The organism is Hydrogenispora ethanolica, assembly GCF_004340685.1.
GTDB lineage: Bacteria > Bacillota > UBA4882 > UBA8346 > UBA8346 > Hydrogenispora > Hydrogenispora ethanolica.
In genome coordinates, this window is sequence record NZ_SLUN01000001.1 from 132113 (window position 1) to 147865 (window position 15753).

The 15753-nt window shown below is 59.6% G+C and carries 10 protein-coding genes; 4 read left to right on the top strand and 6 right to left on the bottom strand.

Going from position 1 to position 15753, the window contains the following annotated elements; genetic code table 11:
* Positions 1-125 precede the first annotated feature (125 nt).
* From EDC14_RS00560 to EDC14_RS00570, 3 genes are read right to left on the bottom strand one after another with little or no spacing between them, the layout of a single operon-like run.
* Positions 126-1880 carry an NADH-dependent [FeFe] hydrogenase, group A6 gene (locus EDC14_RS00560; RefSeq protein WP_132012234.1) on the bottom strand — a complete coding sequence of 585 codons (1755 nt, stop codon included), beginning with the start codon at positions 1878-1880 and terminating at the stop codon, positions 126-128.
* 10 nt (positions 1881-1890) lie between these two features.
* The gene (gene nuoF, locus EDC14_RS00565) at positions 1891-3777 is read right to left on the bottom strand and encodes an NADH-quinone oxidoreductase subunit NuoF (RefSeq protein ID WP_132012235.1); all 1887 of its coding nucleotides are present in this window, start codon (positions 3775-3777) and stop codon (positions 1891-1893) included.
* Entirely contained in the window at positions 3767-4297 is a 531-nt protein-coding gene (locus tag EDC14_RS00570) for an NADH-quinone oxidoreductase subunit NuoE family protein (RefSeq protein ID WP_132012236.1), read from the bottom strand. The genes nuoF and EDC14_RS00570 overlap by 11 nt, the downstream gene beginning before the upstream one ends.
* A gap of 653 nt (positions 4298-4950) precedes the next feature.
* Between EDC14_RS00570 and EDC14_RS00575 the strand changes: the two genes are divergently transcribed.
* The 3 genes from EDC14_RS00575 (at position 4951) to EDC14_RS26500 (ending at position 9548) form a co-directional block, all read left to right on the top strand.
* Positions 4951-7464, top strand: coding sequence for a DsrE/DsrF/DrsH-like family protein (locus EDC14_RS00575; protein WP_132012237.1), 2514 nt, complete (start codon positions 4951-4953; stop codon positions 7462-7464).
* An 806-nt stretch (positions 7465-8270) separates the two neighbouring features.
* The gene (locus EDC14_RS00585; RefSeq protein ID WP_132012238.1) at positions 8271-9371 is read left to right on the top strand and encodes a GerAB/ArcD/ProY family transporter; all 1101 of its coding nucleotides are present in this window, start codon (positions 8271-8273) and stop codon (positions 9369-9371) included.
* Positions 9372-9392: 21 nt separating this feature from the next.
* Positions 9393-9548 (top strand): hypothetical protein, encoded by a 156-nt coding sequence (locus tag EDC14_RS26500; protein WP_165907684.1) that lies wholly within the window; start codon positions 9393-9395, stop codon positions 9546-9548.
* Between the two features lie 10 nt (positions 9549-9558).
* On the opposite strand, the gene EDC14_RS00590 is transcribed toward EDC14_RS26500, so the two are convergent.
* Positions 9559-10758, bottom strand: a complete 1200-nt coding sequence (locus EDC14_RS00590; RefSeq protein WP_132012239.1) for a Ger(x)C family spore germination protein — start codon at positions 10756-10758, stop codon at positions 9559-9561.
* Positions 10755-12263 (bottom strand): spore germination protein, encoded by a 1509-nt coding sequence (locus tag EDC14_RS00595; RefSeq protein ID WP_165907715.1) that lies wholly within the window; start codon positions 12261-12263, stop codon positions 10755-10757. The genes EDC14_RS00590 and EDC14_RS00595 overlap by 4 nt, the downstream gene beginning before the upstream one ends.
* Here EDC14_RS00595 and EDC14_RS26505 point away from each other — a divergent pair.
* Positions 12258-12449 (top strand): hypothetical protein, encoded by a 192-nt coding sequence (locus EDC14_RS26505; RefSeq protein WP_165907664.1) that lies wholly within the window; start codon positions 12258-12260, stop codon positions 12447-12449. The two genes, EDC14_RS00595 and EDC14_RS26505, sit on opposite strands and share 6 nt — an antisense overlap.
* A 149-nt stretch (positions 12450-12598) precedes the next feature.
* On the opposite strand, the gene EDC14_RS00600 is transcribed toward EDC14_RS26505, so the two are convergent.
* Positions 12599-15724, bottom strand: a complete 3126-nt coding sequence (locus EDC14_RS00600) for an efflux RND transporter permease subunit (RefSeq protein ID WP_132012241.1) — start codon at positions 15722-15724, stop codon at positions 12599-12601.
* Positions 15725-15753: the final 29 nt, after the last annotated feature.

Consider the following 15753-nt stretch of genomic DNA (forward strand, 5'->3'; position numbering starts at 1 on the left):
TCGGTAAGGCGTTCTTTTTTCAAGAATTCCCCAGGGCGCCGATGGACGAAGCCCCCGGAACGATGAACGTACCGGGGGCTTCTCCTTGCCTGGCTTATTCAGGCGGACCGCTGGGACGGGCCGCTTCAGATCTTCTCTTTCGCCTCGTAGTAAGTGTGCAACAAGTCATGGGCTTTCTCGCCGTAAGGCTCGCCGAGATACTCCTTATACAGGCGCAGCACTTCCTCGTTCTGGTGCGATTTGCGTTTGACCTTGTTGCGGTCCTCGGCATAGATCGCTTCCTGGCGCTTCTTGATGATCTCGATGTCGCCGTGGTGGTAGGGCTGGCCGCCGCCGCCGATGCAGCCGCCGGGGCAGGCCATGATCTCGATGGCGTGGAATTGCGACTTGCCGGCGCGGATATCCTCCAACAGCTTCCGGGCGTTGCCCAGCTCGTGAGCGATACCGATCTTCAGCTCCAGATCGCCGACCTTGACGGTGGCCTCACGGATGCCCTGGACGCCGCGCATCGCGGTGAACTCGACGTTCTCCAGCTCCTCGCCGGTGATCCATTCATAGGCGGTGCGGACCGCGGCCTCGATGACGCCGCCGGTGGTGCCGAAGATGATGCTGGCGCCGGTGCTCTCGCCCATCATCTTATCGAAATCGCTCTCCGGCAGGTTCATGAAATCGATTCCCGCCTCTTTCAGCATCAGGCCGAACTCGCGGGTGGTGAGCACCAGGTCGACGTTGCTATGCTCTTCCTTGGTCAGCTCGGGACGGGCCGCCTCGGCCTTCTTGGCCACGCAGGGCATCACCGAGACCACTACCATCTTGGCCGGATCGATCCCCAGCTTCTCCGCGTAATACGTCTTGGCGATGGTGCCGAACATGATCTGCGGCGATTTGCAGCTGGACGGGATATCCAACAGGTCCGGGAACTGGTGCTCAAAGAATTTGACCCAGGCCGGGCAGCAGCTGGTCAGCATCGGCAGCCGGCCGTGATGCTGGATCCTGTGCACCAGCTCCGAGGCTTCCTCCAGGATGGTCAGGTCGGCCGCGAAATCGGTGTCGAAGACCGCGTTGAAGCCCATCCGCCGCAGGGCCGTCACCATCTTGCCGGTGGCGATGGAGCCCGGCTCCATGCCGAAGAGTTCGCCGACGGCGACCCGCACCGCCGGAGCGGTCTGGACCACCACGTATTTATCGGGGTCGTTCAAGGCCGCCCAGACCTTGCCGGTATGGTTGACCTCGGTCAGGGCCGCGGTCGGACAGACCGCCACGCACTGCCCGCAGTAGGTGCAGGACGATTCGGCGATCGGAATGTTGAAGGCGGGACCGACGAAGGCGTCGAAGCCCCGGCCCACCGCCGAGAGAATGCCGCAGGTCTGGACCTCGTTGCACATAGTCTCGCAACGCCGGCACATGATGCATTTATTGGGGTTTTTGACAATCGCCTTGCTGGAGATGTCGCTCTCGTAATTCATCTTGGCCCCGGTCCATTCGATCTCGCGGATCCCCAGCCGCTGGGCCAGAGACTGCAGATCGCAGTCCAGGTTCTTGGGGCAGGTGAAACACTCGTTGGGGTGGTTGGACAGGAGCAGCTCCACCACCATCCGCCGGGTCTGGATCACCCGCGCGGTATCGGTCCGGACCACCATGCCCTCCATCACCCGCGTCGAACAGGCCGGCGCCAGGCTGGGACGGCCCTGAACCTCGACCACGCAAACCCGGCACGAAGCGACCTTGTTGACCATTTTGAACTCTTTCAGATCCAAATGGCACAGGGTCGGAATGCTGATTCCGATGGTTTTGGCTGCCTCCAGAATGGTCGAGCCGGCCGGAACGCTGATTGCCTGATCGTTGATTACCATATTTACAAGCTTATTGTCAGCCATCATCTGCACCTCTCTATGGTTTAATCACTGCGCCGAACTTGCAAGTGGTAAAACAGGCGCCGCATTGAATGCATTTCGTCTGATCGATCGCGTGAACCTTCTTCACTTCGCCGGAGATGCACTTCACCGGGCACGCCTTGGCGCAGGCGGTGCAGCCGATGCAGCGCTCCTTGTCAATGGAGTATTTGACCAGCGCCTTGCAGGAGCCGGTGGCGCAGTAGTGTTCCTGGATATGCTGCAAATATTCGTTCTCAAAGAACTTCAAGGTGCTGAGGACCGGATTCGGGGCGGTCTGCCCCAGGCCGCACAGGGCCGCGTCCTTGATGGTCCGGGCCAGCTTGGTCAGCTTGTCGATGTCGGCCATCTCCGCCTTGCCCTCGGTGATCCGTTCCAGGATCTCGTGGAGCCGTTTGGTCCCCACCCGGCAGGGGGTGCACTTGCCGCAGGACTCATCCTGGGTGAATTCCAGATAATATTTGGCGATATTGACCATGCAGTCGGTCTCGTCCATGACGATCATCCCGCCCGACCCCATGATCGAATCGATCGCTTTCAAACTCTCGTAATCAATCGGCGTATCCAGGTAGTCCTCGGTGATGACGCCGCCCGAGGGACCGCCGGTCTGCACCGCCTTGAAGCGGTGGCCGTCCTTGATCCCGCCGCCGATCTCATAGATGATCTCCCGCAGCGTGGTGCCCATCGGCACTTCCACCAGGCCGACGTTGTTGACCTTGCCGGCCAGGGCGAAGACCTTGGTGCCCTTGCTGCGCTCGGTGCCGATGGCCGCGAACCAGTCGCCGCCGTTCAGGATGATCGGCGCGACGTTGGCGTAGGTCTCGACATTGTTGACGCAGGTCGGCTGGCCCCAGAAGCCGCTCTCCGACGGGAAGGGCGGTTTATTGGAAGGCTCGCCCCGTTTGCCCTCGGCGGAATTGATCAGCGAGGTCTCCTCGCCGCAGACGAAGGCGCCGGCGCCGTAACGCAGCTCGATATCGAAATTGAACCCGGTGCCGAAAAGATTCCCTCCCAGCAGCCCGTACTCCTTGGCCTGGGCGATGGCGGTCTTCAGCCGCTTGATCGCCAGCGGGTATTCGGCGCGGATATAGATGACGCCGGTCGAGGCGCCGATGGCGTAGCCGCCGATGGCCATCGCCTCCAGCACGCTGTGGGGATCGCCCTCCAGCACGCTGCGGTCCATGAAGGCGCCGGGGTCGCCTTCGTCGGCGTTACAGAAGATATATTTCTGCACCCCGGGGCGGGATTTCCGGGTGAACTCCCATTTCAGGCCGGTGGGGAAGCCGCCGCCGCCCCGGCCGCGCAAGCCGCTGCGCTTGACGGTGTCGATGACCGTCTCCGGGGTCATCTGGGTCAGGGCCTTTCCCAAGGCCTCGTAGCCGTGGCCCGCGATATACTCGTCGATGCTGGTCGGATCGATCACGCCGCAGTTGCGCAAGGCGATCCGCAATTGCTTTCTCTGGCCGGTGGGCTCGAAAGCCTTGGCCTCTTCCAGGTTGACCCGTTCGAAATTGGGCTCGGTGATTCCGTCCGCCAGCAACTGCTGGCCGACCAGGTGGCCCTTGACGATCTCCCGGGCCTTCGCGGCGTCGACGTTCCCGTACAGCACCGGCGGCTGGCCGGGCAGATTCACCTGGACCAGCGGCTCCGAATGGCAATAGCCGATGCAGCCGACCGGCACAATCTTGATGTCCGTCAGTTTCAGGCGTTCCAGTTCTTCCTCGATCGCCTCCTTGACCTCACCGGCGCCGGCGGCGATCCCGCAGGTGGCCATGCCGATCAGCACTTCGGGCCTGGCCGAAGGCTGGCCGAAGATCCGGTTTTGGATGGTCTTTTCCGCCTGGATGCGTTGTTCCTTCAATTGTTCCAGTGTATTAATGCGCAACTCCGGCCGCCTCCTTTTGATAGCTCTCAATGATCTGGTCCAATTCCGCCACGGTCAGCCGGCCGTAGATCTTGTCGTCGATCATCACGACCGGCGCCAGACCGCAGGCCCCCACACAGCGGAGGTTTTTCAGGGTGAATAAGCCGTCCTTGGTGGTCTCTCCCTCATGGATCCCCAGCTTCTCCTGGAGCCGCTGGGCCAAGGCCGGGGCGCCCTTGACGAAGCAGGCGGTTCCCATACAGACGCTGATGGTATGCAGGCCTTGCGGATTCATGGTAAAATTGGTATAAAAACTGACCACGCCGAAGACCTCGGCTCCGGAGATTCCCATCTTCCGCGCGATATGCAACAACACTTCCCGGGGGAGAAAACCGAAGATCTCCTGGGCCTTGTAGATGATGTCAATCAGCGCACCCTTGGTACTGGGCAGGCTGTTGATATACTCGTCCAGCCGGGTGAATTTCTCGGGCGGCAGATCCTTGACACTGATGGTTTGGGCGCGAACCCCTGTTTTGGGCATGCAATGATCATCCCTTTCAAAGTTTGTGATGGGGAGAATGGCATCGTTCCTCTGGAACCTGCCGCCATGGAGCATCGCGCGGGCCCGGCGGTATGGTTTCATGGCGGAGCGGGTTCATGAAAAACCTATGCAACTCTCATGTCTTGCAAAACCAATGCTGTGAAAATCGGAACAAAGTAAGATGTGAAATCGGGAACAAAGTAACTCCGATCCACCCCTTCTTTCCGGGTTGCAATCACCCAATCTTGCAACGACCCCGGTGCAAAAAGATCGTGAAAAGTGTTACAATGTTACAATTTTGTTAATATACTTATTTAAGCACGAAAGTTTCGGAAAGGCAAGATAAAAACCAGTCCCAAAGTTTAAAGATTTGTAATCAAATTGGGAGATAAAGGCCGGTCTGCCGGAAATAACCTCCGGACCGTCCCCCGGTTGCAAATCATGACCGGCGGCAGGAATCTTTCACTTGAATATATCGTATTATTTGAATATAATAGATGTATCGGAAGTAACCGCCAGTTTGTGACGGCGGTAACAAACCGGGGACGGCGGCCCGGCCGCTTCATCCGCCGGTCTCGCCGTCGGTTTGCGGGCAACGGCATGAATCACGGGCCGGCGCGGCCGGCAGGAATAGCGCAAGGAGGAGAATGATCATGGCAAAAAAGATTGTGATCGTGGGAGGCGTGGCCGGCGGGGCCAGCACCGCCGCGCGGCTGCGGCGGCTGGATGAAACGGCCGAGATTATCCTGCTGGAGAAAGGAGCGGCCATCTCCTACGCCAATTGCGGCCTGCCGTATTACATCGGCGGAACCATCAGCGAGCGGGAGGAGTTGTTCCTGCAGACCCCGGCGGGGATGAAACGGCGTTTCCGCATCGACGTCCGGGTCCGCCACGAAGTGTTGCAGATCGACCCCGCCCGGCGGGAGCTCTCGGTGCGCGATCACCAGGCCGAACGGACCTACAGCGAGCGCTACGACGAGCTGGTGCTCTCCCCCGGCTCGGCGCCGTTCATCCCCCCCATCCCCGGGACCGGGCTGCCGCAGGTCTTCACCCTGCGCAACATCCCGGACACCGACCGGATCAAGGAATACCTCGCCGCGCACCCGGTGGAATCGGCCCTGGTGGTCGGCGGCGGCTTCATCGGCCTGGAAATGGCCGAAAACCTGGCCCATACGGCCAAACGGGTCACCCTGCTGGAACTGGCCGACCAGGTGCTCGCCAATCTCGATTACGAGATGGCCGCCCCGGTCCAGCAGGAGCTGCGCGACCAAGGGATCGAGCTCCTCCTCGGCCACGGCCTGGCCGCCATCGAACAGGCCGGCCCGCGGCTGGCGGCGACCCTCCGGGACGGAACCAAACTGGTCGCGGATATCGTGATCCTGGCGGTGGGGGTCCGGCCCGAGACCCGGCTGGCGGAAGCGGCCGGGCTGGCCCTGGGGAGCACCGGCGCCATCCGGGTCAATGAGCGGCTGCAGACCTCGGACCCCCATATTTACGCGGTGGGCGACGCGGTCGAGGTCCGCGAGTGGATCTCCAGCCGTCCGGCCTGGCTGCCGCTGGCCGGGCCGGCCAACCGCCAGGGCCGGCTGCTGGCGGATATTCTGGCCGGCCGGGAGGCCCGCTACCCGGGGGCCCAGGGCACCGCCATCGTCAAGGTCTTCGACCTCAGCGCCGCCTCCACCGGGCTGAACGAAAAGACGCTGCGCCAATGGGGCATCCCCTACCGAAGCTCGATCACCCATTCCAATTCGCACGCCGGCTACTACCCCGGCGCGACGCCGCTCTCCATCAAGCTGCTCTTCGCGCCGGAGGACGGCCGGCTGTTGGGCGCCCAGGCCGTCGGCGCGGCGGGCGTGGACAAACGCATCGATATTCTGGCCACCGCCATCCGTTTTGAAAAGACGGTTTACGACTTGACCGACTTGGAGCTGGCCTACGCGCCGCCCTTCTCCTCGGCCAAGGATCCGGTCAATATCGCCGGCTACACCGCGTCGAACATTCTGGACGGGGCTGTGGCCGTCGCCACCTGGGAGCAAGTGGCCGGAGAGCCGGCGGGCTCCGGGGAGCCGCTGCTGCTCGACGTCAGGGAGCCCGTCGAATTTCAGCTGGGAGCGATTCCCGGCGCGGTCAACCTCCCCCTCGACCAGCTCCGGGAGCGCCTGGCGGAGCTGCCGCAGGACCGGCCCATCGTCGCCTACTGCCAGGTGGGGCTCCGGGCGTATCTAGCGGCCCGCATCCTGATGCAGCACGGTTTCACCGGGGTCCAAAACCTGAGCGGCGGCTACAAGACCCTCCGGGCGGCGCTCCAGGAACGGGAGCTGCTGGCCGGGACGGCCCGCCGCGAGACGGCCGGAACCGCCGCCGGGCCGGGAAGCGCCCCCGCCACTGGGCCGGCGCCGTCCGGGCCGGACGAACCGCCGGTTCCGGTCAATGCCTGCGGCCTGCAGTGCCCGGGGCCCATCCTCAAGCTCTACCAGGCCATGGGAACTTTAAGTGAGGGCCGGACCCTGGAGATCGCCGCCTCCGATCCCGGCTTCGCCAACGACGTGGCGGCCTGGTGCGCCCGGACCGGCAATACCCTGTTGCAGCTGGACCGGGAGCCGGGCCGGATCACCGCCCGGATCCGCAAAGGCGGCGCTCCGGGAGCCGACACCCCCGCCGCCCACTCGTCCCCGGCCCCGGCCGGAGCCGGCCTGCCACAGGACAAAACCATCGTCGTCTTCAGCGGCGACCTGGATAAGGCTATCGCTTCCTTCATCATCGCCACCGGCGCCGCGGCCATGGGCAGGAAAGTCACCATGTTCTTCACCTTCTGGGGCCTGAACATCCTGCGCCGCCCGCAGCGGGTGAAGGTCAGGAAAACGCCGCTGGGCCGGATGTTCGGCCTGATGATGCCGCGCGGCTCGACGCGGCTGGGCCTCTCCCGGATGAACATGGCCGGCATCGGCCCCAAAATGATCCGCATGGTGATGGGCGGCAAGAATATCGCCTCGCTGGAGGAGCTGATCGCCGAGGCCCGCGCGCTGGGAATCCGCCTGGTGGCCTGCCAGATGTCCATGGATGTCATGGGCATCCAGCCCGCGGAGCTGCTGGACGGGGTGGAGATCGGCGGCGTCGCCTCCTACCTGGCGGCGGCCGAGGAAGGCAACGTGAATCTGTTCATCTGACCCCGAGCCCCTCATCCCCGGCCCTTCTCCCGGCCGCTGCCGGGAGAAGGGTGTCGAAGCCCGTTATCCTCGCCAATCCGTTCCCAAAACCCTCTCCCGGCCCTTGACGGGAGAGGGTCGGCGCAGTTTTTTTGCGCCGGGGTGAGGGCTGCCTCGAACGGCAAAAGTTTGAAGTTCAGCAGCGAGGGGAGCATCTGCGTCCTAAGCCGCGGTTAACTTCGCTAAGAACGCGCAGCAAATTCATTTGCTGACCTAGCCGCCCCGGCCGGACGCCTCTCCTTCACCCCTCCGGAGCGGAACCGGATCAGGACCCGGCGCTTCAGCGGCGCGGCCGCGACGGGGCGCCGGGTCTTTCTCCCGGAGCTCCGGACCGCCCGCCGGCTCTTCCCGGCGATTCTCCGGTTCCTCCTGACGATTCTCCGGTTCCTCCTGACGATTCTCCGGTTCCTCCTGACGATTCTCCGGTTCCTCCTGACGATTCTCCGGTTCCTCCTGACGATTACGATTCTCCGGTTCCTCCTGACGATTCTCCGGTTCCTCCTGACGATTCTCCGGTTCCTCCTGACGATTCTCCGGTTCCTCCTGACGATTCTCCGGTTCCTCCTGACGATTCTCCGAAGCCTCGGGGAAGATTCCCCAAGGCTTCGGAGGCAGTCAACCGGCGCGGTGAAACGGCGAACCCCAAAAGCTGCCGTAATGGATGAAGTGCCTCCCAAATGCCTTCGCGGGCGGTCCCACGGCGGGACCGACCCTCCCACAGGAAAAGACAGGAAATTATTTTAGGATAAAATGGAAATAATAAAAAAATGACACGCCTTAGCATCCATCAACTTTTCAGCTTAATGTTCATATTCGAGGTCGGCAGCACGACCCTTTTCGCCCTGGGAATTGAGGCAAAGCAAGACGCATGGATAGTGATACTGGCATCTTTGCTGGTAGGACTGGCTTTTATCTGGATATACACCGAGTTGCAAAGCAAATTCCCGGATAAGAATTTGGCGGAGATCCTGATTGCCATTTTGGGAAAACCTTGCGGCACCCTTCTCGCCATCAACTACTCCATCTACTGGCTTTATCCGGCATGCCGCAATCTTCGTGAATTTGGCGAACTGATCGTCATCACCAGTCTCCAGGACACCCCTTTAACCATTGTGCTCCTTATTTTCATGCTGGCAAGCATCTATGTTCTGGCGCTGGGCATTCAGGTGCTGGCCCGCACCGGTGAAATAACCATGCCGGTCATCGCCAGCTTTTTTATGGGCATGTTCCTGATGATCATTCTGTCGGGCAGAGTCGATTGGCAAAGTTTACAGCCGGTATTGAGCCATGGGATCAAGCCGGTTTTATCGGCAGTCTATCCGACCGTTTCCATATTCCCTTTTGGTGAGATATTTATTTTTTCGATGTACTGGTGCTATGCCGATCGCCAACACCGGGTCAGAAAGGCGACGATGGCGGCGGCCGCGGCCTCCGGCATCCTGCTCGCGGCTACACTGATCATCGATGTCACGGTATTGGGCGTGCCATATACTGCGAGCGCCACGATTCCATTATTTGAAGTGATAAAACTGATCAACATCGGAGATATTTTAACGAATCTGGACGCCCTGGGCATCATCATCATCTTTTTGGGCGGTTTTTATAAAATGTCCTTATTATTTTACGGAATTGTTTCGATCTACAATACCTTGTTCAAAACGAAAAACAGCAAAATCCTGTTGATTTCCACCGGTTTTTTGGTGTTATGGGTAGCCGTGGTTTTTGAACCAAGCTATATTTTTCACCGCACCCAATTGTTTCCTTTTGACACTGATTACTTTTATCCCGCATTCCTGCATGTCATTCCCGTCTTGCTGCTTCTGATCCACTGGATCAAAAAGAAGAGCGCTCCCTTCCAAATCAAATAATCGCGAAAGGAAGTAAATCCGATGTTCAGCCAAGCCATCGCCTCCGTTCAAAAGCTCTTGGAAAATCGGGGGTTGCTCCCGTCGTTCCTGGTGATTTCCGGTTGGATCTGGGTAATCATTTTAATCCTGGTGCTGATTTATCATATCTTTTGGTATTTGCTCAAAAAGCTCTCCTGAGCATTTTCTGTTATTCGCCGCGCTTGACAGGCTTGAGCAACAATCCCGACCTTCTCAGCTCTGCGTCGATTGTTACCGTCCATTGCACCTCCGGAAATAGGGCATCCCAATTTTTTTTTATCTTCTCCCACTCCTGAGGATATTTTTGATTCAAGAGGCTGCCAAACCCGAAAATATCCGAACCGAGTTGTTTCTGCACCTTGGCGACAGCCGCCCCGATTTCGTCGGCAATGACTTTTTTTTGTGCGGCCGCGATTTTTTCAAAGGTTTTCAGCTTCGAACTGTCGATGATGCTTTGCTGTTCCACGATGTTTCCTTCTTCTTTCACGGCGATGTGGAATGAAATCCGGCCGTTCTTTATTTCAGGTTTGATCCTGCTGCTCGCCTTTTTTATCTCCACGGTAATCAACCGGCCCGGTTCGCCGGGGGCGGGGACCTGGATCACCCCGCTTTGAACCTTTCCGGTTACCCAATGCAAGCCCCGGGTTTCCCGATCATTGAGATAGCCCACTAGTTTATCTTTTTTAAATACCGCCGTGCCGGAAAGCTTGACCCCTTGAGAGCTCGGCTCCTTTTCTTTTTCAGCGGGCAGATTCGGCTGTTCGATCATCTCCATGACTCCGGCAACGGGATTCGTTCCACCGCCCGATACCGCTTTGACAATCTCCAGCAAACTGGGGGCGCTTACTTCGGAATTTCTGCTTTTACTCTTGATCATGCTTTCCAAATAAGTCGCTTGCACCGTCTCGATTCCGTGTTCCACTCCCAGTATTTCTCCGGCCGTTGTATCTTTGGCGACCATGAACCAAACCTGGCGGCGTATTTCCTGGGACCTCACAAAAACGTCAATAACCTTGAGAATCCCTTCCCGGGCGAGCCGTTCATCGATGACAATCACCTTATCATGAGAAAAATAAGCCTTTCTGTCGAATTGCTTGGTAATGTTGCGCATGGCTTCAAATACGGTTTTTCCCCGGGTCATCGTGATTTCGACGGGAGATTTCTCGGCGGCGCTTTCTTGTTTTAAGGCCCCCGGCCTTACCACCTGGGAAGTCAGAATCACCTCCCCGGTCCGGCGGTCTTTATCTATACCGATTGCCAGCACGATCCCCAGCTCGTTCAGTTCTCTCCGGTTCCAGCAGCCCGCCAGCATCAGGCAACAAAAAAAACAGGCGATGGGAAACAGCTTTCTTTTCAATTTTCGCTTCAATCATCCTCACCGCCATGACGCCGGTGCGGCGGCGCTGAAAATTCCCGGCCGCCCCCATTGGGCCGGGAAATCGATTTCGCTTGAGATTTCATCAGCCGTAGCGGGACCCGGATGAGGGTATCCTGCAAATCTTTCCAGACGGTGGGAGCCATGGGCGCCAGATAAGGCGTTCCGAAGGAACTCAATGAACACATGTGGGCCAGCATTATAATCAGGCCTATCGCGATTCCGTATAATCCAAACGCCGCGCTCAATAAAACTAAAAAAATCCGGAATAGGATGATGCCATCCAACAGCGCCGGAACGATAAAACTGGTGATTCCGGTCAGAGCCCCGACGATCACCATGGGAGCGCTGAGGATTCCCGCATTGACAGCCGCTTCGCCAATAATCAATGCCCCTACGATGCTGACCGCCTGTCCGACCTGGCGCGGCAGGCGAATCCCCGACTCCCTCAGAACTTCAAAGATCGTCCCCATGATCATTGCTTCCACAAACGATGGGAAAGGGATTCCTTCCCTGGCTGCAGCCATCGTGATGAGCAGGACGGTGGGAAGCATCTCCTGGTGGAATGTTTCCACTGCTACATAGAGAGCGGGAACGATTAATGTAACCAAAAAGGATATCAGCCGCAACCCCCGGGTAATGGAGGCCAGGTAAGGCCGGGAATAATAGTCCTCACTTACTTGAATGGCTTCAATAAACAAAAAAGGCACTGTCAGTGCAAAAGGCGTGCCATTGCAGAGAATGGCGATTCTTCCTTCCAATAGCTTTGCGGCGACTTTATCCGGCTTTTCGCTGTTTCCGATGGTAGCAAAGGGGGAAAAGGGGTGGTCTTCGATGAATTGCTCCAGATACCCTGATTCTAAAATCACGTCGGTGTCGATGCGGTGTAATCTCCTTCTCACTTCCGCAATAACTTCTTGATTGGCAATCCCTTCAATATAGACGATGTTAATCTCCGTTCGGGTCTGTTTTCCCAGTCGGAGCGGTTCGAAGATCAAGCGGGGATTTTTAATTTTTCTTCTCAACAATGAAGTATTGACGCGCAGGATTTCGGTGAAGCCATCCCGGGGGCCCCGGACCGATACTTCGGTATCCGGTTCCGCGACCGCTCGCGTTTCTCCGCCCCTGGCGCTGATCAGCAGCACTTTCATGGAGCCGTCGATGAATAAAGCGGTATCCCCCGACAAAATGCCGTCTAAAACCCGGTCGAATGAATCCGCCTCCGTTACCTCGGTAGCACTCAATACCTTCTCTTTCACCAGCGCCAAAATATTGGGCGACAAAAAATTCTCATCCGGATGGATAATATGGATATCCACCATTAAGGCTTTCGTTATGAACTCATTGATTAAGTTTTTATCTCCCAAGCCATCGATAAAACAGACAAACGCTTTGGTTGGCTTTTTATTCCCCACTTCAAATTCTCTGAAGATGACATCGTTACTTTTTCCCAAAACATGCTTCAGGTTTGCCAGATTGGATTCGATATTTTTATGAATAACGGTCTGCCCCGCAACATTTTTTCCCTTTTGGCGGCCGGATTGTTCTTTGGCGTGGCGGCGGTTGAAAAACTTGATGGCTTTGATGATTTTGCCAAACACGATGATTCACCTTTTCCATTGGAAGATCAGCGCCGTTCAGGGGATATAACGGCTTTTTACAAAATGGAACAATATTGGAAATGATCCTATTCTGTCCAGCAACCGGCAAAGGAATACTTAAAGAAGGGGGATTCACGCGCCGGCGACGGAGTCTCCGTCGCGGTGGAGCGGTGAACCCCAACGAGAAAACCCCGGGAATGGCTTTCCGGGGTCTGGGTGATTGAGAGACTAGATCAACCCCCCTCCGCCGCCGCGGCCCTGCCGCGCCGGAAGACCCGCTTCAACTTGGCGCTGTAAGTATCCACCATCAGGTAGATCACGGGGACCAGCACCAGGGTCATCCCCATCGACACGCTCAGGCCGCCGATCAGCGCCCAGCCCAAGCCCTGCTTGAATTCGGCCCCGGCCGCGTCCGACAGGGCGATCGGCAGCATGCCGAAGATCATTGTCAGCGTGGTCATGAGGATCGGCCGCAGCCGTTCCCGGCCGGCCTCGAGCAATGCTTGCGGCGCGGTCCGGCCCTCGGCCCGGGCCTTGTTGGCGAAGTCCACCAGCAGGATGGCGTTCTTGCTCACCAGCCCGATCTGCATGATGAGCCCCAGGATGGTGAAGATATTCAGCGAATTCATGGTCAGCGCCAGCGCCAGCAGGGCGCCGATCACCGCCAGGGGCACCGCGAAGAGCACCACCAAGGGGTAGATGAACGAATCATAGAGGGCGACCATGATCAGGTAGACGAAGATGATCGCCGCCACCAGGGCCAGGCCCAGGCTGGCGAAGGAGTCCTGCTGCTGTTCGACGTCGCCCATGAAGGAGAGCTCGATCCCGGGCGGCAGCTGCTCCCAGGCCAGCGCCTTTTGGATATCCTCGGCAATGGTGCCGCTGGGCCGGCCGACCGCCTGCGAGGAGACGGTAATGCCGTAGCTGCGGTCGATCCGCTGCAGCTTGGTCGGGCCCAGCGCCTGATAGACCCGGGCGAATTGCTTCACCGGGACCGGCCGGCCGAAGCGGTTCATGACCGCCAGTTCCCCGAGGTCCGCGGTGGCGGAGCGGTCCCCGGCGTCCAGCATCACCCGCACCGGATACTCGGTGCCGTCGCTGTCGCGGTACTTCGAGTCATCATTGCCGGTCAGGCCGGTCTGGAGCACCGAGCCCACGTCGGCGATGGTCAGGCCCAGCGCCGCCAGCTTCTCGCGGTCGACTTCCACTCGGGTCTCGGGGTTGCCCTCCTCCGCCGAGAGCCTGATGTCGGCGGTGCCGGGGATCCGCTTCATCACCCGCTCCACCTGCTTGGCGGCGCGGTAGGTCTCCTCCCAGCTGCTGCCGCTGATCGCCAGCTCGATCGGGGACCACCCGGCCATGCCCCAGATGGCCACCGGATTGACCTGGCATTTCACCCCGGCCACTCCCAGGAGCACTTCCCGGCGGATGGCCCGGCCCACCGCGTCGGTGCTGCGGCGCCGCTCCTCCTTGGGCCGCAGCACCACCTGGATCTCGGCGATGTTGTCGGAGGACATCCCGATGAAACCGCTGCTGGATGCGCCGACATTCACGATCAGCTTTCGCACCTCGGGGTAGCGGGCCAGCATCGCCTCGACCCGGTGGGCCACGGCGTTGGTCTGTGCCAGCTTCACGCCGGGCGGCAGCTCCAAGGTGATCGCAAACTCGCCCCGGTCGGTCTGGGGCAAAAACTCGGCGCCGATGAACCGGAAAAACAGCAGGCTGCCGGCTGCCACGAAGCAGAGCAGCGCGCCGAGCACCACCTGCCAGCGGTGGCCCAGGCTCCACTGGAGCAACCGCAGGTACGACTGGGTCAACCGCCGGTACTGCCCTTCGAACCAGGTCCCGAACCGGCCCAGCAGCGATCCGGCGTCCAGCTGTTCCAGCTTGCTGAAGCGCGAAGCCAGCATCGGGGTGACTGTGAACGAGACGAACAGGCTCATCAGGGTGGAAAAGACCACCACCAGCGAGAATTCGCGCATAATGCCGCCGATCACCCCGGAGACCATCGCCAGCGGCACGAAGACCACCACGTCGACCATGGTGATGGAGAGGGCGGTGAAGCCGATCTCGTTCCTGCCCTCCAGCGCGGCGCGGCGTTTCCCGGCGCCGCTCTCCAGGTGGCGGTAGATATTCTCCAGGACCACGATGGAGTCGTCCACCAAGATCCCGATGACCAGGGAGAGCGCCAGCAGCGTCATGAGATTCAGCGAATAGCCCAGGGCCCACATGCCGATCATCGTGGCCACCAGCGAGGCCGGGATCGCCACCATCACGATCAGCGAGTTGCGGAGGCTGTGCAGAAAGAGCAGCATCACCAGGGCCACCAGCAGAATGGCGATGCCTAAGTCCTCCTTGACCGCATTGGCGGCGTCGATGGTATAGATGGAGCTGTCCTGGGCCACGTCGAAACGGAGGCGGTTCGCGGCGAACTCCCGTTCCAGCCGGGCGGCGGCCCGGCGCACCTGTTTGCAGACCTCGACCGCGTTGGCGTCGGACTGTTTCTGCACCAGGATCACTACGGCGGAACGGCCGTTGATCCGGGTGAAATTAGTCATTTCCGCCGCGCCGTCCTGCACCTCGGCGATATCGCCCAGCCGGATATCCCCGCCCGCGGGCGACCGGCCGACGATCAGCGCCCGCAACTCATTCAGAGAGGCGAATTTGCCAGCCAGCCTCACCACGAACTGCGCGTCGCGGTCTTTCACCTTCCCGGTGGGAAAGTCCAGGTTGGCCGCTTGCACCGCCTGGGCCACCTGAAGCAGCGACAGCCCGTAGCCCCGCAGCTTTTGGGGGTCCACATTGATCCGGATCTCCCGCTCCGCGGTGCCGACCAAGGTCACCTGGCCGACCCCGGCCACCTGCGCCAGCTTGGGCTGGACCGTCTCCTGCAAAAAGTGGCTGAACTCCCGCGTCCCCATGGTCGAAGTCGCGCCCATCCGCAGCACCGGCTGTTCATTGAGGGAGAGTTTTGACAACGACGGCGCCTTGGCGGTCTCCGGGAGGTCGGCGGCGATCTCGTTCAGTTTCCGCTGCGCGTCCTGCATCGCGAAGTCGAGGTTCGCATCCTGCTGGAACTCGACGGTGACGATGGAGACGCCCTCCTGCGAGGTGGCATGGACCGTGCTCACCTTATCCAGGGCCGACACCGCGTCCTCCACCGGCTTGGTGACCGACGTCTCCACCTCGCCGGCGGAGGCGCCGGGATAGGAGGTCATGACGCTGATGACCGGAATGTTGATATTCGGCAGCAATTCGTACTTCAGCTGGCTGTAGCCGAAGATTCCCAGCAAAGTAATGGCGATGAAGAGCACAATGATCAGTGAGGGCCGCTTGATCGCCAGTTCGGTAATGGACATTGATACCACCCCATTCTCTTCTGGCCGGT